The organism is Streptomyces sp. NBC_01233 (assembly GCF_035989305.1).
In the GTDB taxonomy this organism is placed as follows: Bacteria; Actinomycetota; Actinomycetes; order Streptomycetales; family Streptomycetaceae; genus Streptomyces.
The window spans coordinates 8529566-8551264 of the sequence record NZ_CP108514.1 but is presented as its reverse complement, the minus strand read 5'-3'; the positions used below and the strand labels follow the sequence as shown (position 1 = coordinate 8551264).

At 73.7% G+C, this 21699-nt stretch carries 20 protein-coding genes; 14 read left to right on the top strand and 6 right to left on the bottom strand.

All coding sequences use genetic code 11. The features are described from left to right. The first annotated feature begins 86 nt into the window (after window positions 1-86). From OG332_RS39875 to OG332_RS39845, 7 genes are all read left to right on the top strand, one after another. Entirely contained in the window at window positions 87-314 is a 228-nt protein-coding gene (locus OG332_RS39875; RefSeq protein ID WP_030708804.1) for a CbtB domain-containing protein, read from the top strand. 12 nt (window positions 315-326) lie between these two features. Beyond that, window positions 327-1160, top strand: coding sequence for a CbtA family protein (locus OG332_RS39870; protein ID WP_327418024.1), 834 nt, complete (start codon window positions 327-329; stop codon window positions 1158-1160). A 95-nt stretch (window positions 1161-1255) separates the two neighbouring features. Next, the gene (locus tag OG332_RS39865; RefSeq protein ID WP_327418023.1) at window positions 1256-1606 is read left to right on the top strand and encodes an ArsR/SmtB family transcription factor; all 351 of its coding nucleotides are present in this window, start codon (window positions 1256-1258) and stop codon (window positions 1604-1606) included. A gap of 113 nt (window positions 1607-1719) precedes the next feature. Next, window positions 1720-3057, top strand: coding sequence for an MFS transporter (locus OG332_RS39860; RefSeq protein ID WP_327418022.1), 1338 nt, complete (start codon window positions 1720-1722; stop codon window positions 3055-3057). A 135-nt stretch (window positions 3058-3192) separates the two neighbouring features. Then, complete coding sequence (locus OG332_RS39855) at window positions 3193-4611, top strand: hypothetical protein (RefSeq protein ID WP_327418021.1); 1419 nt, start codon at window positions 3193-3195, stop codon at window positions 4609-4611. Between the two features lie 61 nt (window positions 4612-4672). Further along, window positions 4673-5977 carry an AAA family ATPase gene (locus OG332_RS39850; RefSeq protein ID WP_327418020.1) on the top strand — a complete coding sequence of 435 codons (1305 nt, stop codon included), beginning with the start codon at window positions 4673-4675 and terminating at the stop codon, window positions 5975-5977. Between the two features lie 11 nt (window positions 5978-5988). Beyond that, window positions 5989-7260, top strand: a complete 1272-nt coding sequence (locus OG332_RS39845; protein ID WP_327419516.1) for a vWA domain-containing protein — start codon at window positions 5989-5991, stop codon at window positions 7258-7260. Here OG332_RS39845 and OG332_RS39840 read toward each other — a convergent pair. Continuing rightward, the gene (locus OG332_RS39840; RefSeq protein WP_327418019.1) at window positions 7206-8111 is read right to left on the bottom strand and encodes an alpha/beta fold hydrolase; all 906 of its coding nucleotides are present in this window, start codon (window positions 8109-8111) and stop codon (window positions 7206-7208) included. The two genes, OG332_RS39845 and OG332_RS39840, sit on opposite strands and share 55 nt — an antisense overlap. 78 nt (window positions 8112-8189) lie before the next feature. On the opposite strand from OG332_RS39840, the gene OG332_RS39835 reads away from it, so the two are divergent. Beyond that, window positions 8190-8819 carry a sigma-70 family RNA polymerase sigma factor gene (locus OG332_RS39835; protein ID WP_327418018.1) on the top strand — a complete coding sequence of 210 codons (630 nt, stop codon included), beginning with the start codon at window positions 8190-8192 and terminating at the stop codon, window positions 8817-8819. On the opposite strand, the gene OG332_RS39830 is transcribed toward OG332_RS39835, so the two are convergent. Next, window positions 8816-9361, bottom strand: a complete 546-nt coding sequence (locus OG332_RS39830; RefSeq protein ID WP_327418017.1) for a DM13 domain-containing protein — start codon at window positions 9359-9361, stop codon at window positions 8816-8818. The genes OG332_RS39835 and OG332_RS39830 overlap by 4 nt on opposite strands. Before the next feature lie 137 nt (window positions 9362-9498). Continuing rightward, window positions 9499-10332, bottom strand: a complete 834-nt coding sequence (locus OG332_RS39825; RefSeq protein WP_327418016.1) for a class I SAM-dependent methyltransferase — start codon at window positions 10330-10332, stop codon at window positions 9499-9501. A 137-nt stretch (window positions 10333-10469) separates the two neighbouring features. Between OG332_RS39825 and OG332_RS39820 the strand changes: the two genes are divergently transcribed. The 4 genes from OG332_RS39820 to OG332_RS39805 all read left to right on the top strand — a co-directional run bounded on the left by OG332_RS39820 (window position 10470) and on the right by OG332_RS39805 (window position 13841). Next, window positions 10470-11210 carry an ArsR/SmtB family transcription factor gene (locus OG332_RS39820; RefSeq protein ID WP_327418015.1) on the top strand — a complete coding sequence of 247 codons (741 nt, stop codon included), beginning with the start codon at window positions 10470-10472 and terminating at the stop codon, window positions 11208-11210. An 85-nt stretch (window positions 11211-11295) separates the two neighbouring features. Further along, the gene (locus OG332_RS39815) at window positions 11296-12273 is read left to right on the top strand and encodes a DMT family transporter (RefSeq protein WP_327418014.1); all 978 of its coding nucleotides are present in this window, start codon (window positions 11296-11298) and stop codon (window positions 12271-12273) included. Further along, the gene (locus tag OG332_RS39810; protein ID WP_327418013.1) at window positions 12270-12383 is read left to right on the top strand and encodes a 2-dehydropantoate 2-reductase N-terminal domain-containing protein; all 114 of its coding nucleotides are present in this window, start codon (window positions 12270-12272) and stop codon (window positions 12381-12383) included. Before OG332_RS39815 ends, OG332_RS39810 begins: the two co-directional genes overlap by 4 nt. A gap of 231 nt (window positions 12384-12614) precedes the next feature. After that, window positions 12615-13841: a cytochrome P450 gene (locus OG332_RS39805; protein WP_327418012.1), complete on the top strand. Its 1227-nt coding sequence runs from the start codon at window positions 12615-12617 to the stop codon at window positions 13839-13841. Between the two features lie 34 nt (window positions 13842-13875). Here the strand turns inward: OG332_RS39805 and OG332_RS39800 are convergent, their stop codons facing one another. Continuing rightward, window positions 13876-14808: a SigB/SigF/SigG family RNA polymerase sigma factor gene (locus OG332_RS39800; RefSeq protein ID WP_327418011.1), complete on the bottom strand. Its 933-nt coding sequence runs from the start codon at window positions 14806-14808 to the stop codon at window positions 13876-13878. A 173-nt stretch (window positions 14809-14981) separates the two neighbouring features. Between OG332_RS39800 and OG332_RS39795 the strand changes: the two genes are divergently transcribed. Both OG332_RS39795 and OG332_RS39790 read left to right on the top strand, forming a co-directional pair. Beyond that, window positions 14982-15353 (top strand): helix-turn-helix transcriptional regulator, encoded by a 372-nt coding sequence (locus tag OG332_RS39795; protein ID WP_327418010.1) that lies wholly within the window; start codon window positions 14982-14984, stop codon window positions 15351-15353. Window positions 15354-15409: 56 nt separating this feature from the next. Then, window positions 15410-15676 (top strand): DUF6296 family protein, encoded by a 267-nt coding sequence (locus OG332_RS39790; protein WP_327418009.1) that lies wholly within the window; start codon window positions 15410-15412, stop codon window positions 15674-15676. Between the two features lie 26 nt (window positions 15677-15702). Here OG332_RS39790 and OG332_RS39785 read toward each other — a convergent pair whose 3' ends face one another. After that, window positions 15703-18126: a SpoIIE family protein phosphatase gene (locus OG332_RS39785; RefSeq protein ID WP_327418008.1), complete on the bottom strand. Its 2424-nt coding sequence runs from the start codon at window positions 18124-18126 to the stop codon at window positions 15703-15705. Next, window positions 18123-21590, bottom strand: a complete 3468-nt coding sequence (locus tag OG332_RS39780; protein WP_327418007.1) for a hybrid sensor histidine kinase/response regulator — start codon at window positions 21588-21590, stop codon at window positions 18123-18125. The genes OG332_RS39785 and OG332_RS39780 overlap by 4 nt, the downstream gene beginning before the upstream one ends. Window positions 21591-21699 lie beyond the last annotated feature (109 nt).

Sequence of the window (21699 nt, the reverse complement as noted above, 5' to 3'; positions counted from 1 at the left end):
TCCGGGGGCGCCGTGGCGAGTCAGACCCGAGGACCGTCGTCCTGCACCACCGTATGGGACGCGTTGTTCCCCGAGGAGGTTCCATCATGGCCGAGGCTGTCGCTTCCGCTGCCGTATCCACCCCCGCCGGCTCCCTGTCGGCTCCGCTGCCCGTGCGCGCGGTCCTGCCCTGGGCGCTCTTCGTCGGTCTCCTGATGCTCGTCGCCCTGTACTTCGTCGGTGCCGAGCAGGGCGCCACGGCCGTGTTCGCCGGCGAGGGCGTGCACGAGTGGGTCCACGACGGGCGTCATCTGCTCGGCTTCCCCTGCCACTGAGAGGCCGCGCACATGTACGCCTCCACTGTCAGAGGTCTGTTGGTCCGCGGCATGCTCGCGGGCCTGATAGCCGGGCTGTTCGCCTTCGCCGTCGCCTACGTGGTGGGTGAGCCCCCGGTACGGGGCTCCATCGCCGTGGAGGAGGCCCAGGCCGCCCAGGACGCGGCGGGCGCCCCGAGCGCTCACGCCGGGCACGGCGGCGGCGACGCCGCACCGGCGGAAGCCGCCGAAGAGGAGGAGGAACTGGTCAGCCGGCCGGTGCAGTCCACCTTCGGCCTGGCCACCGGCGTCCTGGTCTACGGGGTCGCGCTGGGCGGCATCGCCTCGCTCGCGTTCTCGTTCGCCCTCGGCCGGGTCGGCGGGTTCAGCCCGCGGGCCACGGCGGCGCTCACCGCCGCCGGTGCCTTCGCCACCGTCTACCTGGTGCCGTTCCTCAAGTACCCGGCCACCCCGCCGGCGGTGGGCAATCCGGACACCATCGGACAGCGCACCACGCTGTTCTTCCTGATGATCCTGCTGAGCGTGCTGCTCGGCGTCGGCGCGATCATCCTCGGGCGACGGCTGGCACCGCGTCTGGGCAACTGGAACGCGACGCTGGCCGCGAGCGGCGGCTTCGTCGTCGCCGCCGCCCTGGCGTTCGTGTTCCTGCCGGACAACAGCGACGCGGTCCAGCCCGGTTTCCCCGCCGCGCTGCTCTGGGAGTTCCGGGTCGCCTCGCTGGCCGTCCAGTTGGTGCTGTGGGCGGTGTTCGCCATCGTCTTCGGCGTCCTGGCCCAGCGGCTCCTGGCCTCGCGCGCGGACGGCACGGAGGCCACGGCTCAGCAGTCGGCGCCCGCCCTCGGCTGATCCCGCCCGCCCTGCCCGCACCACGGGCCCCGTCACCCCCGGCCGGGGGCGGCGGGGCCCGTGGCATTGCACCGTGGCCGCCCTACGATGTGCGCATGAGCGCAGGCACGGATCTGGCAGGTGCACAGGTTTCGCAGGAGCGCGCTGACCGGCTGGAGGTCGCCGCGTCCGTTCTGGCCCTGCTCGCGGACCGCACCCGCCTGGCGCTGATGGAACGGCTCGCCCGCGGCGAGGCCGATGTCACCACCCTCACCGAGGCGTGCGGGGCGGCCCGGCCCTCGGTCAGCCAGCACCTCGCCAAGCTCCGTCTCGCCGGGCTGGTCACCACCCGCAAGGACGGCCGCCGGGTCGTCTACGCCGTCCGCCACGGGCATCTGCGGCGACTGGTGGACGAGGCCCTGAACGCCGCCGACCACCAGCTCGGTTCCCTGCCGCCGCACGACTGAGACGGCGACCGGCCGGACTCCGCACGTCCCCCGGCTCCATACGTGCACAGGTGCGCACATGTTGGCTACGCTGATGCGGAGTCATCGATCCGCCGACCGGGACGGGGCCGCCCGTGCTGTCCGTACTGCGCAACGGCACCTACCGCCGCCTCTTCACCGCCCAGGTCGTCGCGCTGGTCGGAACCGGTCTCGCCACCGTCGCACTGAGCCTGCTCGCCTACGACCTCGCGGGCGCCTACGCCTCGGCGGTCCTCGGCACCGCCCTCGCGATCAAGATGATCGCCTACGTCGGCATCGCCCCGCTGATCGGAGCGCTCGCCGGGCGGATCCCCCGCCGCACCCTCATGGCGGCCATGGACCTCACCCGCGCCGGCGTCGCCTCGGCCCTTCCGTTCGTCACCGAGGTCTGGCAGGTCCACGTCCTGATCTTCCTGCTCCAGGCGGCGTCGGCCGCCTTCACGCCGACGTTCCAGGCCACCGTTCCCGAGATCCTTCCCGCCGAACGCGACTACACCCGGGCCCTGTCGATGACCCGGCTCGCCTATGACCTGGAGAGCCTCTTCAGTCCGGTTCTGGCCACGGCCCTGCTGACGCTGGTCTCCTACGACTGGCTGTTCGCCGGCACGGCCCTCGGCTTCCTCGCCTCCGCCGCGCTCGTCGTGGCCACCGTGCTGCCCCGGCCCGCCCCCGCCGAACCGACCGGCGGCCTCCGCACCCGGGCCGCATTCGGCATCCGCCTCTTCCTGGCCACTCCCCGACTGCGCGCCCTGCTCGCCCTCGACCTCGCCGTCGCCGCCGCCGGCGCCCTCGTCTTCGTCGGCACCGTCGCCCTGGTCCGCGGCCACTTCGGCCGCCCGGCCGGCGCCGTCGCGCTCGCGCTCGGCGCGTACGGCGCCGGATCCATGCTGGCCGCGCTGGCCCTGCCCCGGCTCCTGCAGCACGCCACCGACCGTACGGTGATGCTCCGCGCCGCCTTCGCCCTCCCGGCACTCCTGGCCGCCGCGGCGGCCGTCACCTCGACCACCCCGGGCACCTGGTCCTGGCCCGCGCTCCTCGCGGTCTGGGCCGGGCTCGGCGCCGCCTGCTCCGCCGTCCTGACCCCGGGGGGCCGCCTGATCCGCCGCTCCACCGCCGACGCGGACCTGCCCGCCGCCTTCGCCGCCCGGTTCTCGCTCTCCCACGGCTGCTGGCTGCTCACCTACCCCCTGGCCGGGTGGCTCGGCGCGGGGGCGGGCCTGCCGCCGACCGCCCTGGTCCTGACGGCCGTCGCCCTCGGTTCCACCACGGCCGCGGCCGTGATCTGGCCCGCCCGTGACCCGTACCGGCTGGAACACGTCCACCCTGACCTGCCCTCCGGCCACCCCCACCTCGCCGACGCCCGCCCGTCCGGCGGCGGCTGGCGGCACGACCACCACTACGTCATCGACCGACACCACCACCGCTGGCCCTGACGGCTCCGAAGACGCACCGATCCGAAAGCGCACCGAAAACCGCTGGCCGGTCTCTGCCGACGGGGTTACGATCACCGCGATGACCACTCAATCTGCTCACAGATCGGGGGTCCCGTCCGCGCAAGGTGAGTGCTGATGCCCACTCAGACCGCGTACGGGGATTCCCGCCTCTCCTTCTGGCTGCGCGTACGCGAGTACGCCGTGCCGCCGTCCATGATCGAGACCGCGACCGCCCGCCGTTCCGTCGGGGACTGGTCGGGGGCCTGCGCCGCCGCAGGTGTCGACGTCGATCTCAATCTGCGTTCCGTGGCGCGCTCGTACGGCCACGACCTCACGGCCCGGATCCGGGCCGATCTCCGCCATCTGGCGCCCGACCTGTTGCGCTGGCACATGCCGCGCATCGCTCCGGACGGGCTGCTGCGCCCGGATCTGCCCCTCTCTCTGGCCCGGTACGAGGTCGTGGAGCGGGACGGGCCGCGGTCGAGGGCACGTCCGGTCCACCTCGTCGCCCGGACCGCTCCGGCCTGGGCGGACGCCGGTCAGCGGATCAGCCTCGCGCTGTGGGACGGATCCGGCGCCTGCGGTGATCCGCGCCCCCGCGCCCGTCCCGAACGGCGGTTCCGCCTCGACCTGCACCGCCACTTGTGGGACGCCCGCAGGACCGACGAGCTGAGGGTCCGGTCCGGGGCCGACCGGCCGCCCGCCGACGGGTGCCCGCAGGACCCGGAGCTACGGGGGATGCTCCCACCGGGGCACCACTGTGCCGTGGACCGGTGGACCGACGAGGCGCGGATCCTGCTCCGCGCCGAGGCGCGGCCCCCCGGGGCCGTCACCGTACGGTTCGGTGCCCGGCGGCGACTGGTCCTGGACCTGGTCGCGCACGGGGACGGGGGCCGGGACCGGGACGACGGGCCCCTCGCCCTGCGGGTCGGGGCCGCGCCCGCCGACGGCAGCGTCTCCGCGCTGCCGGTCCTGCCCGACGCGGCGGTCCGGGTGCTGCCCGACCTGGACCTGCTCCGCGCCGGTGCGCTCGATGCCGACCGGCTGCACCCCCTGGTCGCCGCCGCGCTCGTACCGGGTCATGCGCCGGCCGGTCCGTCACGGAGCCCCGACCGGGCGGGGCAACCGCGCCTCGTCGACTGCCGGGGCGCCCGGCACCGGATCGGTCTGGTCGACGGGGTGCTGGCCCCGCTGGACCACGACCCGGCCGAGATCCGCCGGGAGGAACTGCTCGCCGCGCTGACCGGTACTCCGCTCCCCTGCCTGCAGGCCGTCGACGCGGCGCACCGTCATCCGGACTGCCTCACCGGCGTGCGCGAACGCCTGGACCACGGTGACACCGCCGGTGCGCTGGCCGTCGTCGAGGGCCTGCTGGGCCCCGGCGCACTGCTGCGCGCCGGCGCACTGCGGGATGCCCTGGAGGCGGCCGCCCTCCGGCGGATCACCTACGGGCTGTTCCGGGCCGGCCTGGCCGGACCCGGACCCGGCCGCATCGACCGGGGGGCCCGCCGCCCCCGGCGGTACCGCTCGCACCCGCGCCAAGCCCTGCGCTGACCGGGGGGACCTCCCTCCCCCGCACCCGTTCCGCCCTCACGAACCCACAAGGTGATCGAACATGCCCGCAACCCTTCCGTCCGCTGTTGCCGACATCGCCAACGCCCCCTCCTCCCAGGCCTGTTCCACCGCCGACCCGGCCGGCGCCTCCCAGCTCGACATCGCCGGTGAGCTGCTGTCGCTGCTCCGCGACACCACCACCGAACCGCGCCCCGACGCACAACTGGAGGCGCTGACCCTGGCCGTGGCCGCCGACCTGCCCGTACTCCTGTGGGGCGAGCCGGGGACCGGGAAGACGGCGGCCCTGACCCAGCTCGCGGAGTCGCTGGACCTTCCGCTGACCACGGTCATCGCCAGCGTCCACGAACCGTCCGACTTCTCCGGGCTGCCCGTCCTCGGCGACGACCCCGCGGAACAGGGCGTCCCGATGGCCCCGCCGGACTGGGCCGTCCGAATCGTACGGGCCGGCCGGGGTCTGCTGTTCCTGGACGAGCTGTCCACCGCGCCGCCGGCCGTCCAGGCCGCCCTGCTGCGCCTCGTACTCGAACGGCGGATCGGCGCCCTGCAACTGCCGCCCGGGGTCCGGATCGTGGCGGCCGCCAACCCGCGGTCCTCGGCTGCCGACGGCTGGGAGCTGAGCCCGCCCCTGGCCAACCGGTTCGTCCATCTCCAGTGGACCCACGACCACGAGGTCGTGGTGCGCGGACTGGGCGGGACGTGGCCCCGGGCGAGCCTGCCGCGCCTCGACGCGCAGGCGCTGCCGGCGGCCGTGGACCACGCCCGCCGTGCGGTGTGCGGGTTCCTCTCCGCCCGCCCCACGCTCGTACACCGGCTGCCCAGCAGCGAGACGCGGCGGGGCGGGCCCTGGCCGTCCCCGCGCAGCTGGGACATGACACTGGGTCTGATCGCCTTCGCGACCGCCGCAGGCTCCTCCAGGGAGGTGCTCTCCTTGCTGGTCCGGGGCACCGTGGGGGACGGTCCGGCGCTGGAACTGCTGGCGGGCATGGACCGGATGGACCTCCCCGACCCCGAGGATCTGCTCGCCGACCCGGCGGGTGCCGTCCTGCCCGAGCGGGGAGACCTGCGCCAGGCCGTGCTCGACGCGGTGGTGGCGGCCGTCCGCAGGCGCCCGGAGAAGTCCCGCTGGGACGCCGCGTGGGCGCTGCTGGTCCGGGCGCTGGAGACCGGAGCACCGGATCTGCTGGTCGTCCCCGCGACCACGCTCGCCACGCTGCGCCAGGAGGACTGGGACGTTCCGGCATCGATCGAGCGGCTCGCCGGAGTGGTGACCCTGTCCGGGCGGGCGGACCGGGCGGCGGACCGGGCCGCGGCGCGGACCGCGGTCCCCGTGCAGGCCGGCCGGTGAGGCCGGACGTACTGGGGACAGGGGAGGCACCGGGGGCACAGGGGGCACAGGACCTCGGCCTCGCCCTCGACTTCGACAAGCTCTTCGCCGCCCGGCTGCAGGCCGCCCGGGCCCGGCCGTACCTGGCGACGGCCCTGTTCGCCCTGCACACCGTGGAGTCGCGGCGGGTGCCGACGATGGCCGTCGACCGGCACTGGCGGTGCTACGTCTCTCCCTCCTTCGTGGACCGGACGCCGGTGGAGGAGCTCGCCGGGGTCTGGGTGCACGAGGTGTCGCACCTCCTTCGCGACCATCACGGGCGCGGTGACCGGTACGCACGGGCGCACGGGCTGACCGGCCCGGGCGAGCGGCTGCGGATGAACATCGCCGCGGACTGCGAGATCAACGACGACGCCTTCGGAGAGGGTCTGGTCGGGCCCGAGGACGCCGTGACGCCGGAGGCCCTGGGGCTGCCCGCCGGTCAGCTGATGGAGGACTACCTGCGCCAGTTCCGGCTCTCGGCGCATACGCAGGGCCTGGCCTGGCTGGACTGCGGCAGTGGCGCCGACGGCCTCGCGCGGGAGTGGGACCTGGGCCCGGACGGCGCTCACGGGCTCAGCCCACAGGAACGGGACGCGGTCCGGTTCCGGGTGGCCCAGGGCATCAACGGCCGCCCGGGAAGCGCCCCGAAGGGGTGGCAGCGGTGGGCGGACGAGGCGTTCCATCCGCCGCAGCCGTGGCGCGACCTGCTGGGGGCGGCGATCCGGTCGGCGACCTCCGGCTCGGGCGCGGGCGAGGACTACAGCTACGGCCGTCCCTCCCGGCGTTCGGCCGGGGTGCCCGGGGCCGTTCTGCCGAGCCTGCGGCGCCGGCCGCCCCGGGTCACGGTGGTCATCGACACCTCGGGGTCGGTCAGCGACGCCGAACTGGGCAGTGCGCTCCTTGAGGTCGCCGCGATCTCCCGCGCCGTGGGCGGCCGGCGCGACCTGGTCACCGTGGTGCCGTGCGACGCGGCGGCCCGGATCGTGCACCCGCTGTGCCGCGGCGAGGGCATCCCGCTGCTGGGCGGTGGGGGTACGAACCTGCGTGAGGGGTTCGCCAAGGCGCTCCGGACGGGGCCGCGGCCGGACGTGATCGTGGTCCTGACCGACGGCCAGACCCCCTGGCCGGACACCCGGCCGCCGTGCAGGACGGTGGTGGGGCTCTTCCCCCGCGGGCGGTCGGCCCAGTGGGACGAGGAGGATCCCGACTACGTGCCGGACTCGCCGCCCGACTGGGCCCGGGTGGTGACCATCGAGTCGTGAGGGCGGGCCGGTCCTCGTCGGTCCAGGAACGCCGTGGTGGTCGCCACGAACCGGTCGGCGTCGTCGAGCCACGGGTAGTGGCCCGCTCCGGGCTGTACGACGAGTGTGGCGTCGGGGAACACGTCAGTGAACCGGGTCACCGTCCGGGGAGGGCTGTTCAGGTCGAACTCCCCGGCGACGAGCAGTACGGGCGCCTCGAGCGCGGCGAGCGCCGCACGGGTTGCCTCCGGGTCGAAGGCGCCCTCGGCCGCGAAGAGGGCGGCGGCCTCGCCGTTGGTCGGCTGACCGGCCGCATGGTGCTGCTGCGCCACGGCGTCCCACCGGCCGCAGAAGAAGGGCGCGACGGCCTGCCAGTCGCTTCCGGTGCCGGTGCCTTCGGCGATCGCCTCCAGTGCGGCGAAGGCCGTCGGGAACCACGGCTCGTCCCTCCTGAGCAGCGCGAGTTCGCGTCGCGTCTGCGCGGTGACGGCGATGCCGACGGCCCGGACGCCGGGGCCGATCAGGGCGAGCCTGCGGATCTTCTCCGGGTACCGGGCCGCGTACTGCGCCGCGAGGTTCGCGCCGCCCGAGTGGGCCAGCAGGTCGATCCGGGAGAGCCCGAGGTGTTCGCGCAGGGCCTCGACGTCGCCGACCAGGCGGTCGCAGCGGTAGGAGGCGGTGTCTTCGGGAACCGCGGAGCGGCCGGTGCCGCGAAGGTCCAAGGCGATGAGCCGACGGTGCGCGGACAGGCCGCCGAGGTCGCCGAGGTAGCGGGAGTCCGAGGGACCCCCGGGCAGGCAGAGGAGCGGCTCGCCGTCCCCGGTCACGCGGTAGGCGAGCCGGGTTCCGTCAGGTGCGGAGAAGGTGGGCATGCCCCGGATCCTGCCAGCCATAACCTAGTTGTACAACCGGGTTATGACGAGGGCGGTGCGGGGGTATATAACCGAGTCATGACAGGGGAAGAGGACACGCGCAGCGACCGCGGGGCATTGACCGAGGAACAGGCCGAGCGGATGTTCGCCGGCATGAACGAGGTCATCCGCGCCGGAGAGGAGATGCGGAAGCTGCGCACGGAAATGATCCGGGTGCTGGCCGGGCTGGGCTGGACCCAGGACCGGATCGCCCGGCTCGCCGACATGAGCCAGCCCGCCGTGTCCAAGCAGGCGGCGAAGCACCGGCCGGACGAGCCGCCGGCGCCGATGACGCTCTCGCTCGACCAGCACGACGCACCGTGGCTCGAAGGACGCCTGTGGGGCCTCGCCGAGGAGATCTCCGAGACCCTCGGCGACACCGCCCGCTGCTCCCGTTACGTCGACGCCGTCGCCCGGGGAAGGAAGCGCTTCACGCCCTGGAACGTCGACGAGTTGCGGCGCCTGGTCGAAGAGGACCTGGTGCTGCACCGGGACGGGATGCCCGCCGGCTACCAGAAGGCGTACGACCGGATCAGCCGCGGCCTCGACGTCCCGCCGAAGGCCGCCGCCTCCGCCACCGGCACGACCACCGCGTCGGCCTCGGTGCGGCGCGCACTGGCCCATCGGATCCAGCGCGACCACCTCGCCGCCGGCTCGAACACCGGCTAGACCGGCTTGAGGGCGGCGGCGCCGAAGGAGACGTCGAAGCGGTCGCACCAGATGGCGAGGCTGGTGTAGTCGGCCGGGTTCGCCTCGGCCGGAACGGCGTGGTTCTGGTCGCCCTCGTTCCCCTTGAGAGCGCCGAGGCTGACGTGCTTGCCGTCGTCGAAGACGCGCCGGCCGGCAATGCCCTCGACGACCGGGGCGTCGGTCAGCCAGACCCTCAGGTCGGGGCCGTTGCTCGTGTCCAGGTCCTCCACGCGGAGGACGTGCGACCCGTCGGCGAGGCGGAGGAGTTCGACGGTGCCGGTGGTGGCGTGCTCGTGGCTGATCAGGGTGCCCTGGGCCACCGTCCGGGGTGCGGCCGGCGGGCTCGCCGACGCGTTGGCGTTCGGGGCGGCCGAGACGGTGGGGACGGCCTCGTCGACCGTGTCCTGCGCCCACAGCTTCCAGGGCTCGAACCAGGACAGGCCGACGGCCAGCCCGGCCGCCGCCACCGCCGCGCCGCCGATCAACAGGGGCCTGCGCCGCCGCCCACGCTCACGTACCACGCCCGGTCCTCCGTCATGCCGCTGTGCAGCGCCGCCCGTCGGGGACGACGAGCGATTTACGCCGCCGCCCACCCCGTCTCACCGTCCGGCACCTGCTGCTGGAGAGCTGACGCACGCCGCCCCGGGCCGTGCGAGAACTACGGGCGGGTGGCCGTCACCAGGTAGTAGTCCAGGATCTGCTGCTCCCAGGCGGCCAGGAAGTTCCGGGGCCAGGTGCCCGGCTTCCAGAGGCGGGCGAGCCAGCGGTCCCAGCCGGGCCAGACCTGCGGGCCGATCGAGGCGACCCGGACATCGGTGAAACCGGCCTCGTCGAGGGCGTCGGCGAGCCGGGAGACGGGCCGGGCGATGTCCAGGCCGCTGGCGAACGAGTCGAGGAGCCCCGCGAGCCGCTCCGCGTGCGAGGGCGCGCCGTCGACCGTGAAGAAGCTGGCGACCGCCACCCGCCCGCCGGGGCGCAGGACGCGCGCCGCCTCCCGGGCGAACGCGGGCAGGTCCGGGAAGTGCTGCGCCGCCTCGACGCTGAACAGGCAGTCGTACTCCGCGTCGCCGAGCGGCAGGCTCTCCGCCGCCCCGAGTACGAAGCGCAGCCGGTGCGGCTGCGCTTCGAGGTGTGCGGAGTTCGCCTCGCGGGCCCGCTGGAGCTGCTGGGGATGGATGTCCACGCCCGTCATCACCGAGGGCCCGTACTCCTCGAGGGCGAGGGCGCACCCGAGGCCGAGGCCACAGCCGATCTCCACGGCCCGACGGGCCTCGGGGGCGGCCGCGTCGAGTACGTGCCGGTAGAGGTCCTGCTCGCTCCGGATCCGGTCGCCCTGCGACAGCGGCCCTTCGAGATCGACGGCCTGCCAGAAGCCGAAGTTGATGAAGCCGCCGGCGAAGACCGGCACGGCGCTGAGATCGGCCGGTCCGTACGTCTCCCACACTGCGGGGCGCACGACCGGAGCGGGCTGCTCCGCAGACTCACCCGACAACTCCCCACCACCCTCCTCGTGTCGGGGCTTCCTGCCCCGAGGTCACCAGTGTGGCCCGGGAACGACCGTCACGACAGAGGACCCGATCGCGGGTGGACCGTTCGTTGTTTGCCGAAATCATGGGGCATTCTGGATGCATGGACACCTCGCACGCCGGGACGCCGGCGCCGGCGGACCAGCCGGCGCCCGCGGCCCGCCTCGCCGCCTTCGCCGCGGCCCTGGCCGACGAAACCCGGGCCGCCATCTGCATGACACTGCTGGAGGGGCGCGCCTGGACCGCGGGCGAGCTGGCCCGGATCACCGCGGTGGCGCCGTCCACCGTGAGCGGCCACCTGTCCCGGCTGCTCGACGCGGGCATCTGCGTGACCGAACGGCAGGGCCGCCACAGCTACGTGCGCATCGCGGACGCCGCGACCGCCCGCCTCGTGGACGAGCTCGCCTCCTACGCGATTCCCGACCGGGACGCGGCGCACGCGGTCCCCGTGGTCGCCGCACCGGACCCGCTGGCGCGCGCCCGGACCTGCTACGACCACTTCGCCGGACGGCTGGGGATGGCAGTGACCGACGCGATGGAGCGGCGCGGACTGCTGCGCACGGAGGGCGTCTTCGAGCTGACCGATGACGGCCGAGCCTGGTGCGCCGGGGCCGGCATCGACCTCGCCCACGAAGGGCGCCGGCCGCTGGCGAGTTCCTGCCTCGACTGGACCGAGCGGCGCCGCCACCTGGGCGGCGTCACCGGGTCGCGGCTGTGCGCGCACGCGTTGCGCGAGGAGTGGGTGGTTCGCCCGCCGGGCGGCGGGCGGGCCCTGGACGTGACCCGGGCCGGGGAGCAGGCCTTCGGCGACCTGCTGGGGATCACGCCGCAGGCGTGGATCTGAGCCCTGACGGCGCCGCGCACCTCCACGGAGATCCGGAATCAACATTTCGGTCGACAGCGAAATGTTGCGGTCGTAGGGTGGATCCATGACGTTCCGCACGGGTCGCATCCCTCCTCCCCACGTGCTCACGATCGGCGCCGTCTCCTTCACGGCGTTCGCCTGGGCCTCCGCCTTCGTCTCCATCCGCAGTGCGGGCGCCGCCTACTCCCCCGGGGCCCTGGCCCTCGGCAGGCTGCTCGCCGCCTCGCTCGTGCTGGGCGTCCTGCTCCTGGTCCGCCGCCAGGGGCTGCCGCCCCGCGGGGCCTGGCGCGGGATCCTGCTGTCCGGTCTGGTGTGGTTCGGCGGCTACACGGTCGCACTGAACTGGGGTGAGCGTCTGGTCGACGCGGGGACGGCCTCCCTGCTCGTGAACACCGGGCCCATCCTCATGGCCCTCCTCGCGGCCCGCCTCCTCGGCGAGGCGCTGCCGCCGCGGCTGCTGGCGGGCATGGGCGTCTCCTTCGCCGGAGCGGTGGTCGTGGGTCTGTCCATGTCCTCCGGCGAGGGCGGCTCCACCTCGGTGCTCGGCGTCGTGCTCTGCCTGCTCGCGGCGGTGGCCTACGCGACCGGGGTCGTCGCGCAGAAGCCCGCGCTCTCCTACGGAACACCCCTGCAGATCACCGGCTTCAGCTGCCTGACGGGAACCGTGGCCTGCGTGCCCTTCGCGGGGCAGCTGGCCGCGGAACTGCCGAACGCGCCGGTGTCGGCGACCCTGAACATGGTCTACCTGGGCGTGGTCCCCACCGCCCTGGCCTTCACCACCTGGACCTACGCCCTGGCACGCATGCCCGCCGGCAGGCTGGGCGCGACGACCTACGCCGTCCCGGCCATCGTCGTCCTGCTGAGCTGGGCCCTCCTGGGCGAGGTACCCGCATGGCTGACCCTCCTCGGCGGGCTGCTCTGCCTCGCCGGGGTCGCGGTGTCCCGGTACGGACCGCGCGCCCCGCGGACTCCCGGCCGGGACGGCCGGCTTCCCGCGGGCAGGCCGGACCTGACCGGATCCCACGAGAGGAACTCCGCATGAGGATCCTCACGGTCGGCGCGGGCGCCGTCGGCGGCTTCTTCGGCGCCCGGCTCGCCGCGGCGGGCCAGGACTCGTGGCCGGAGCGCCCACGGAGGCCGACCACGTGCTGACCGACCTCACCGTCCGCGCCCGCGCGTTGGGGGTGGCCACTCCGCTGCTGGACCTCGCCACCCTCCACCTGCGCGTCCACGAGCACCGCCTCGCCGCGGGAGGCTCCTGACGGGGGGGGGGGAAGGGCGCCCTACCGGCCGGGGCGGGGTTCGGACAGGATGACCCGGCGCACCGGAGGTCGCCCGCGGCGGTGACCTCCGACCGGCCCCGACCGTGATCCGGAGGTCCCCGTGACGTCGTACGACGAGCAGGCGCGGCGTGACGAGCTGTACCGCGACCCGTATCCGCTCTACGACCGCGCCCGCCGGGCCGAAGGGCTGACGTACGTGCCCGAGTTCGACGCGTGGCTGGTGGCGCGCGACCGGGACGTACGGGAAGTGCTGCTGCGCGCGGAGGACTTCTCCTCGGCCAACTCCCTGCTGCCGGACGTCGCACTGTCGCAGGCGGCGCTCGGCGTCCTGCCCCGCGGGTTCGGCCCCCGGCCGACCGTCGTGTCCTCGGACGGAGCGGCCCACCGCAGGCACCGCGCCCCGCTGAACCGGGGGCTGTCCACCGGCCGGGTGGCGGCGCTGGTGCCGTACGCGCGCGCCCGTGCGCAGGAGCTGGTGGACGGCTTCGCGGCGGACGGGTCGGCGGAGCTGGTGGAGGCGTACGCGCGGCGGCTGCCCTGGATGGTGGTCGGGCGGCTGATCGGGCTGGACCCGGCCGACGTGCCCGCGGCCGTGCACGGTGGCTACCGGGCCGAGGAACTGCTGTTCCGGCCGCTGCCGCCGGAGGAGCAGGTGGCTGCCGCCGAGGACGTGGTGGCGCTCCAGCACCTGCTGGACGGGTACGTCCGCGACCGGCGCGCACGGCCGCGGGACGACATGTGCTCGGCCATGGTGGCCGCGCTCGCCCCCGGTGACGGCGAGCTCACCCTCGAACAGCGCCACGAACTGGTGACGAGCCTGCAGAACCTGCTGATCGCCGGATTCCTCACCACCAGCGCCCTCATCGGCACCGCGCTGCTGCACTTGCTCGGTGACCGGCGGCAGTGGCGGATGCTCCGCGCCGATCCGTCACTCGTCCCGGCGGCGGTGGAGGAGGCCGCCCGCCACGACACCGCCATCCAGGCCTTCCGGCGGACCACCACCGGGCCGGTGACCCTCGCCGGGACGAAGCTGCCGGCGGGGGCCACCGTGCTGGTGGCGTTCGGTGCGGCCAACCGGGACGCGGAGCGGTACGAGCGGGCCGACGAGTTCGACATCACCCGGCCCGGGAACCGGCACCACCTCGCCTTCGGGCACGGGCCGCACGGCTGCCCCGGTTCCCGGCTGGCGCGCGAGCAACTGCGCCTCACGCTCGAACTGTTCACGCGCCGCCTGCCGGAACTGCGGCTCGACGAGGACCGTCCGCGACCGCGGATGCGCGCCACCCTGATCCACCGCTCGCCGCAGGACCTGTACGTCACCTGGTGACCGGACGGCCCGGCGCCATGGCACCCCGCCGGACTCAGTCGTCGTGCAGCAGCTCCGCGCGCAGGGTGCCCAGCGTGCGGGAGAGCAGCCGGGAGACCTGCATCTGGGAGAGGCCGAGCTCCGCGCCGATCTCCGCCTGCGTCAGCTCCTGGCCGAAGCGCAACTGCAGGATGCGGGTGGAGCGTTCGTCGAGGTCGGCGAGGAGGGGCGCCAGGGCGTGCCGGTCCTCGACCGCCTCCAGTGCGGGGTCGGTATCGCCCAGGGTCTCGGCGAGGCTGCGCGCGGCCAGTGCGCCCGCGGGCGCCTGCGCGCTGCCGGCGGTGGGCTGCTGGGGCGCGTCGAGGGACTGGGTGGAGTAGCCGTTGGCCGCGACCATGCCCTGGCGGACCTCGTCCTCGGTCAGGCCCAGGTGCGCGGCGAGCTCCGCCGGGGTGGGCGTGTGCTCCGACACGGAGGTCAGCGCCTCCGTGGCCTTCGCCAGCTCCACGCGCAGTTCCTGCAGCCGGCGCGGCACCCGCACGGACCACGTGGTGTCCCGGAAGTGGCGCTTGATCTCTCCGGTGATGTACGGCATTGCGAGCGTGGTGAACTGCGTGTTGCGCTCGGGGTCGTAGCGGTCGATGGCCTTGATCAGGCCGATGATGCCGACCTGTACGACGTCCTCGTTCTCGGGGCCGCCGGGGCGGTCCCGGAAGGGGCGGGCGGCGAAGTGCACCAGTGAGATGTTCATCTCGATCAGCGTGTTGCGCACGTACTGGTACGCGTGGGTCCCCTCTTCGAGGCTCCGCAGCCGTTCGAAGAACACCCGGGTCAGCTGCCGGGCGTCGCCGGTCGGCAGGTCCCGCGGGCTGGGCACGTAGGGCAGCCCGCTGAGGGCGGGGACGGATCCGGCCCCACCGGTGGAGGCGGGGGTCGGCGTCGGGGGCGTGGCCGGGGTCGTGGCCTCGGCTGTGGCCGTGGGGGTCATCGTCGTCGCTCCTTGGGCACAGGTGCTTGCGGCGCGTTGCGCGATTGCTCGGGTCAAGCGGAAGTCCGCTTCCGCTCACCTGCACCCTGCCGGGGCCACGGACACACGTCAAGTTATACCGGAAAACCATTTCTGGATTTGATTTTCGCGAGTGGCCATTCCAAGATGTCCGTGTGGAGAACGAGCACGCCGGGTCCCGCCGGAACCACTGGACCTTCCTGACGAACCACGCCCGGGTTCTGATCGCGATCGCGCGCGACCCGGGGGTCCGGCTGCGCGACCTCGCGACGATCTGCGACCTCACCGAACGCACCGTGCAGACGATCGTCACGGACCTGGAGGCGGACGGGTACCTCACCCGGACGCGGGACGGCCGGCGCAACCGCTACGCCATCGCTCCCGGCGCGCGCTTCCGCCACCCTGCGGAGGCCGGCCGGGAGATCGCCGGCCTGCTGTCCTACCTCGCTGCCCCGCTGACCGCGCCGGCTGCGCCTCCCGGGGCGACGGCGCCTCCCGGCCAGGACAGAGCAGCGGGTGGGGCCTAGCGTGTCTGGTGGGGGACAGTCACCCCGGGCGCACGCCCACGGCAGGAGGGTCCGCCATGAGCACAGGCCACGAAACCGAAGCCCCGCACGAGGACCGGCAGGCGGAAGCCTACGAAGTCGTCTTCGCGACCACCGACCCGCCCGGGGAGGACGTGGTCCGGATGACCCGCACGGACGCGGCGGGGCCCGGCGGCCACCCCGTCTACGAGGACGCCACCGGCATCCTCCGGGCGGAGATCAGCAGCGGGGACGAGGTCCGCGTGCTGGCGACCGGAGGCGGTCAGGAGCCGGCCCGCGTGCTGCGGGCCCGGGCGGTGGCCTGACACCCGCACCGTGACGGACGGCGGCCTCAGCCGACCTGGATGCCGATCACGCACGTGTCGTCGTCGGTGTCGGACCGGCTCTCGGCGAGGAGCCGGTCCAGCCGCCCGTCCAGATCCCCGGCTCCGGCGGCCGCCGCGGTCACGAGATGGCCGAGCGAGTCCTGGACCGAGGAGTCCCGCCGTTCCACCAGCCCGTCCGTGAACATCAGCAGGGTGTCGTCCGGTTCGAGCCGCACCTCCCGCTCGACGTACGTGACGTCGGGCAGTGCCCCCAGGAGCAGGCCCTCGATGAGCGGGAAGGCCTCGGCCTCACCCCCGCGGACGAGTACGGGCGGCAGGTGCCCCGCTCGTGCCCAGCGCATCACCCTGGTGCTCGGGTCGAAGAGGCCGCAGACGGCGGTGGCCGTCACGTGCTTGGCCAGGTGGTGGGTGACCGTGTTGAGCCAGGACAGCAGCTGGGCGGGGCCCGCGCCCGTGACGGCGAGGCCGCGCAGGGCGTTGCGCAGCACGACCATGCCGGTGGCGGCCTCGATGCCGTGACCGGCGACGTCACCCACGGACAGCATGATCAGCCCGGAGGGCAGGACCACGGTGTCGTACCAGTCTCCGCCGACGAGCGACTCGGTCTCCGCCGGCCGGTAGCGGACGGCGACCCGCAGGCCCGGGGCCTCGATGGCGGGTGGCGTGGGAGGCATGATGGCGTGCTGGAGCTGGAGGGCCAGCCGGTTGCGTTCGGCGGACTCGGCCTCGGTGTGGGCGAGCTGGTCCCTGGTCGCGGCCAGTGCGACCTCGGTCCAGTGCTGGGCGGAGATGTCCTGGTAGGCGCCGCGCACCGCGTGCAGCCGCTGGTCCGCGTCGAGTACGGGCTCGGCGACGACCCGGATGTGGCGGGTGATCCCGTCGGACCTCTGGAGGCGGAAGTTGACGGAGGCCGGCCGGCGGTGGCGGAGCACCGCGCGCAGGAAGCGGTCGAGGGCGGCCGAGTCGTCCGGATGGGCGTGTCCGGGCAGCTCTCGCAGTCGTACCGGGGGCGCGCTGGCCGGGAGTCCGTGCAGGGCGTAGAGCTCCGCGTTCCAGGTGGTCTCCCCGGTCGCGAGGTTCTCCTCGAAACCGCCGATGCGGCCCAGGCGCTGGGCGTGCTGGAGGAGGTTGGCCAGCCGGGCCCTCTCATCCTCGATCCGCCAGATCAGCAGGACGGCGGAGCCGTGACGGCTGACGCTGATGTCCGCGACCGTGGTCAGCGGGATCTGGTCGACGAGCGCGGTCAGGCTCATCCGTTCGGCCCTGAACGGCTCGCCCGTCGCGTGCACGCGCTCGATGATGTCGAACAGCCCGCTCTCGCCGGCGGCCATCGGATAGGCCTCCAGCAGCAGCGCACCGTTGACATCGCCGCGCGGCCGGCCCACCGGGTCGACGAACCGGCTGCCGGCGTACCGGATCCGGAAGTCGCCGAGCCGGCCCTCGGCGTCGAGGACCGGGGTGAGCACCACGGCGGGGTCCTGCAGTCCTTCGGCGAGGTCGATGAGCTCCGCGACGTCCGGGAGCACCCCCTCGGTGGTCGTGACCTCGCGCGGGGGCGAGGCGTCCATGGTGTGGGCGCACAGTTCGGCGAGGGCCTCCACCTGGCGCTCGATCTGCGGCGGCTGCGGTGCCAGGGGCTGCGGCCAGCAGATTTCGAGGACGCCGTGGATCCGTCCGCCCGTCCCCGTCGGTACGGCCATCCGGCCCCCGTCGGGCCACTCGAGGTGCCCGATCGAGGGCAGCCCTTCGCGTTTGAGGCGGGGGAGGGTGACCAGTCGGCGCTCGCGCAGCGCGAGGCGGGCGACGGTGGAGACGCCCGGGGGTACGTGACGCCAGCGGGCGGCCTCCCTCTGCGGGAAACCGGCGTGGCCGGCGAGGGCCAGCGAACCGTCGGGCACCGCGGTCCACACGGCGACGGCGACCGCTCCGAGGGGGCCCAGGGCGTTCGTCAGGAGGGACTCGGCCACCGCCTGGGTGTCGGCGTCGGCGGCCAGCATGCCGCTCTCGGCGGTGCGCAGGCGGACCGACACCGTGGAGTTCCGCTCCGCCGGGTCGTCAGCCGTGCCGGTGCGCTCGACGAACGCGGCGGCGATCTCGCTGACGTGGTCGCGGGAGGCCTGGTTGACGATGTCGGCGGCGAGTTCGAGCGGGGACGTCCCGCTCTCGCGGCACAGCACGTCGAGCTGGCGTGCGGCCGCGGCCGGCGTGCAGTGCAACTGCCCGATCAGGATGCCCTTGGCCAGTTCGACCAGGGCCCGGCCGTCGGCGGCCGCCTGTGCCTCCAGGACCTCGCGGCGCAGCCGTTCGACGGTGGCGACGAGGCGTCCCATCGTGGTCGGTGCCTCGTGCGGGAGGGCGCCCGCGGCCCGGTCACCGACCGGTGCCGGCTGCGGGCGCGCGTCCTGGTGCCGCTGCGTGTCCCCGGTCATCGCGTGAGCCAGTACCGGACGCGGGCGATGAGGTCGTCGGCGTCCACGGGCTTGGTCACGTAGTCGCTGGCGCCCGCGGCGAGGCTCTTCTCCCGGTCCCCGGGCATCGCCTTGGCGGTGACCGCGATGACGGGCAGGCCCGCGTACGCCGGCATCCGGCGGATCTCGGCGGTGGCGGCGTAGCCGTCCAGTTCGGGCATCATCACGTCCATCAGGATGATGTCGACACCCGCGTGGTGGGTGAGGGCGTCGATGCCCTTGCGGCCGTCCTCGGCGTGGAGCACGCGCATGCCGTGCAGTTCCAGGACCCCGCTGAGGGCGAAGAGGTTGCGTGCGTCGTCGTCGACGACGAGGACGGTGCGTCCGGCCAGGTCGCCGTCGAGCACGTGGGCGGCCTGCCGGCCCTGTGTGTCGCCCTGTACGAGGGGGAGTACGTCCCCCGGCTGCTCGGCGGACAGGTGGAGCGCGATGCGTTCGCGCAACTCGTCCAGACTGGACAGTAGTTCCACGTGGCGTGCCGCGGGCCGCTCCCGCACGGCCTCCTCCAGACCGGTCCTGACCCGGGGGTTGTTGTGGGCGAGGACGGGGAGCGAGGAGAGGGCCGGGTCTCCGTCGAGCGCGTCGAGGAACCGCAGCGCTTCGCCGTCGGGCATGTCCAGTTCCAGGACGACGCAGTGGAAGGAGTCGGTCGCCAAGGCGGCGGCGGCCTCGCGCGAGCTCGTGGCGTTGACCACGTGGATGCCGCCGTGCTCTCCCGTCGCCTGACGGCCGGGGGCGAAGTCCCGGCCGGCGCTCTCCGCGACGAGGGAGAGCAGGCCGTTGGGTCGCTCCTCGATCACGAGCAGGCGGCGGGCCCGCCGCTGCGCGGGGAGCGCGGGCGCGCCGGGACGGCCCGGGCCGGCCTGCCCGGAGGCCTGCGCGGGCGACGGCTGCGCCGGGGCGTCGGGATCGGGCGCGTCCTCGTAGTCCGCGCGGCTGACCGGCAGGTAGAGGGTGAAGGTGCTGCCCTGGCCGGGTGTGCTTTGCGCGGTGACGGCCCCGCCGAGGAGCTGGGCGATCTCACGGCTGATGGACAGCCCGAGGCCGGTGCCTCCGTACTTGCGGCTGGTGGTGCCGTCGGCCTGCTGGAAGGCTCCGAAGACGGACTCCAGCTGCTGCGCGGGGATGCCGATGCCCGTGTCCCGCACGCGGAAGGCCAGCATGGGCCCGCGCCGGGGAAGCCCGGCGGGGACCTCGGAGGCCGTCGCCGGTTCGATCCGGAGCTCCACGCCGCCGCGCTCGGTGAACTTGACGGCGTTGGACAGCAGGTTGCGCAGGATCTGGCGCAGCCGCGAGTCGTCGGTGAGCAGGTCGTCGGGGGCGCCCGGGGCGGTGGTGACGGTGAAGTCGAGGCTCTTCTGCGTGGTCATCGGCCGGAAGGTGGCGTCGACGTACTCGAGCAGCTGGGGCAGGTCGACCCGCTCGGGGTTGATGTCCATCTTGCCGGCCTCGACCTTGGACAGGTCGAGGATGTCGTTGATCAGCTGGAGCAGGTCCGAGCCGGCCGAGTGGATGATGCCCGCGTACTCGACCTGCTTGGGGGTGAGGTTGCGGGCGGGGTTCTGGGCGAGCAACTGGGCGAGGATGAGCAGGCTGTTGAGCGGTGTGCGCAGCTCGTGGCTCATGTTGGCCAGGAAGTCGGACTTGTAGGTGGAGGCCAGCGACAACTGCTGTGCGCGGGTCTCCAGTTCCTGGCGGGCCTGCTCGATCTCCAGGTTCTTGGCCTCGATGTCGCTGTTCTGGCTGGCGAGGAGGGCGGCCTTCTCCTCCAGCTCGGCGTTGGAGCGCTGGAGTTCCTCCTGCTGGACCTGGAGTTCCTCAGAACGGGCCCGGAGTTCGCCGGCCAGCCGCTGGGACTCGCCGAGAAGCTCGTCGGTCCGGGCGTTGGCGACGATCGTGTTGACGTTGGCGCCGATGGTTTCCATCAACTGGGCCAGGAAGTCGCGGTGGACGGGGGTGAAGGCGCTGAAGGAGGCGAGCTCGATCACTCCGAGGACCTGGTCGTCCACCACGATCGGCAGGATGATCAGGCTGCCCGGAGTGGTGTGGCCGAGCCCGGAGGCGATGACGTAGCCGCCGGGGACCTGGTCGGTGGCGATGATGCGGCGGCTGCGGGCCGCCTGACCGACGAGGGACTCGCCGAGGGCGAACACGACGCCCTCCTCGGCGGCCGCGGACCGGCCGTAGGAGCCGACGAGGGTGAGCACGGTGCCGCCGGGGCGGTCCTCGGCGAGGTAGAAGGCGCCGTACTGGGCGGCGACGAGCGGCGTCAGTTCGTCCATGACGAGTTCGGCGACGGCGGCGAGACCCCGGTGGCCCTGCATCAGGCCGGAGATGCGGGCCAGGTTGGACTTGAGCCAGTCCTGCTCCTGGTTGGCCCGGGTGCTCTCGCGCAGCGAGCCGACCATGGAGTTGATGTTGTCCTTGAGTTCGGCGACCTCACCCGAGGCGTCGACCGTGATCGAGCGCGTCAGGTCGCCCTCGGCGACCGCGCTGGCCACCTCGGCGATGGCCCGGACCTGGCGGGTCAGGTTGCCGGCCAGCTCGTTGACGTTCTCCGTCAGGCGCTTCCAGGTCCCGGAGACGCCCTCGACCTCGGCCTGGCCGCCGAGCCGGCCCTCGCTGCCGACCTCGCGGGCGACCCGGGTGACCTCGGCGGCGAAGGCGGAGAGCTGGTCGACCATCGTGTTGATGGTCTCTTTCAGCTCCAGGATCTCCCCGCGCGCGTCCACCCGGATCTTCTGCGTCAGATCGCCCTGGGCCACGGCGGTGGTGACCTCGGCGATCGAGCGCACCTGGGCGGTCAGGTTGTCGGCCATGACGTTGACCGATTCCGTCAGGTCCTTCCACGTGCCGGAGACGCCCATGACGTCCGCCTGGCCGCCGAGCCGGCCCTCGGTGCCCACCTCGCGGGCCACCCGTGTGACCTCCCCGGCGAACCCGGAGAGCTGGTCGACCATCGTGTTGATGGTCTCTTTCAGCTCCAGGATCTCCCCGCGCGCCGTGACGTTGATCTTCTGCGAGAGGTCGCCCTTGGCCACGGCGGTCGCGACCTGGGCGATGGAGCGCACCTGCGCCGTGAGGTTTCCGGCCATGAAGTTGACCGAATCCGTGAGGTCCAGCCAGGCCCCGCCGACTCCCGGTACGTCGGCCTGGCCGCCCAGTGTCCCCTCCGTGCCCACCTCGCGGGCCACCCGCGTCACCTCGGAGGTGAACAGCGACAGCTGGTCGGCCATCCCGTTGAAGACGGTGGCGATCTCCCCGAGCAGCCCGTCCGCCGTTTCGGGCAGCCGGGTGCGGAAGTCCCCGTCGCGTACGGCGGTCAGCCCGGCCAGCAACCGGCGCAGCTCCGACTCGCCGATCCCGTCCTCACCCGGAAGCGGCGGCACCCCGCTCGGTGAATCCGTGCCCGCCCGCTCGGCCATCCGCCAACCTCACTCTCGATAACAACCGCACCGGCACCCGGGACAGGACAGGCCCCTGGTATCAGGGCGCGCCGGAACGCCCGGTTCCGCCGGGATCCGTACGCGCCCG

Coding starts and splice junctions, on each gene's coding strand:
- OG332_RS39875 (WP_030708804.1), top strand. CDS start 87: ATGGCCGAGGCTGTCGCTTCCGCTGCCGTATCCACCCCCGCCGGCTCC.
- OG332_RS39870 (WP_327418024.1), top strand. CDS start 327: ATGTACGCCTCCACTGTCAGAGGTCTGTTGGTCCGCGGCATGCTCGCG.
- OG332_RS39865 (WP_327418023.1), top strand. CDS start 1,256: ATGAGCGCAGGCACGGATCTGGCAGGTGCACAGGTTTCGCAGGAGCGC.
- OG332_RS39855 (WP_327418021.1), top strand. CDS start 3,193: ATGCCCACTCAGACCGCGTACGGGGATTCCCGCCTCTCCTTCTGGCTG.
- OG332_RS39850 (WP_327418020.1), top strand. CDS start 4,673: ATGCCCGCAACCCTTCCGTCCGCTGTTGCCGACATCGCCAACGCCCCC.
- OG332_RS39840 (WP_327418019.1), bottom strand. CDS start 8,111: ATGCCCACCTTCTCCGCACCTGACGGAACCCGGCTCGCCTACCGCGTG.
- OG332_RS39835 (WP_327418018.1), top strand. CDS start 8,190: ATGACAGGGGAAGAGGACACGCGCAGCGACCGCGGGGCATTGACCGAG.
- OG332_RS39820 (WP_327418015.1), top strand. CDS start 10,470: ATGGACACCTCGCACGCCGGGACGCCGGCGCCGGCGGACCAGCCGGCG.
- OG332_RS39815 (WP_327418014.1), top strand. CDS start 11,296: ATGACGTTCCGCACGGGTCGCATCCCTCCTCCCCACGTGCTCACGATC.
- OG332_RS39810 (WP_327418013.1), top strand. CDS start 12,270: ATGAGGATCCTCACGGTCGGCGCGGGCGCCGTCGGCGGCTTCTTCGGC.
- OG332_RS39800 (WP_327418011.1), bottom strand. CDS start 14,808: ATGACCCCCACGGCCACAGCCGAGGCCACGACCCCGGCCACGCCCCCG.
- OG332_RS39790 (WP_327418009.1), top strand. CDS start 15,410: ATGAGCACAGGCCACGAAACCGAAGCCCCGCACGAGGACCGGCAGGCG.
- OG332_RS39785 (WP_327418008.1), bottom strand. CDS start 18,126: ATGACCGGGGACACGCAGCGGCACCAGGACGCGCGCCCGCAGCCGGCA.
- OG332_RS39780 (WP_327418007.1), bottom strand. CDS start 21,590: ATGGCCGAGCGGGCGGGCACGGATTCACCGAGCGGGGTGCCGCCGCTT.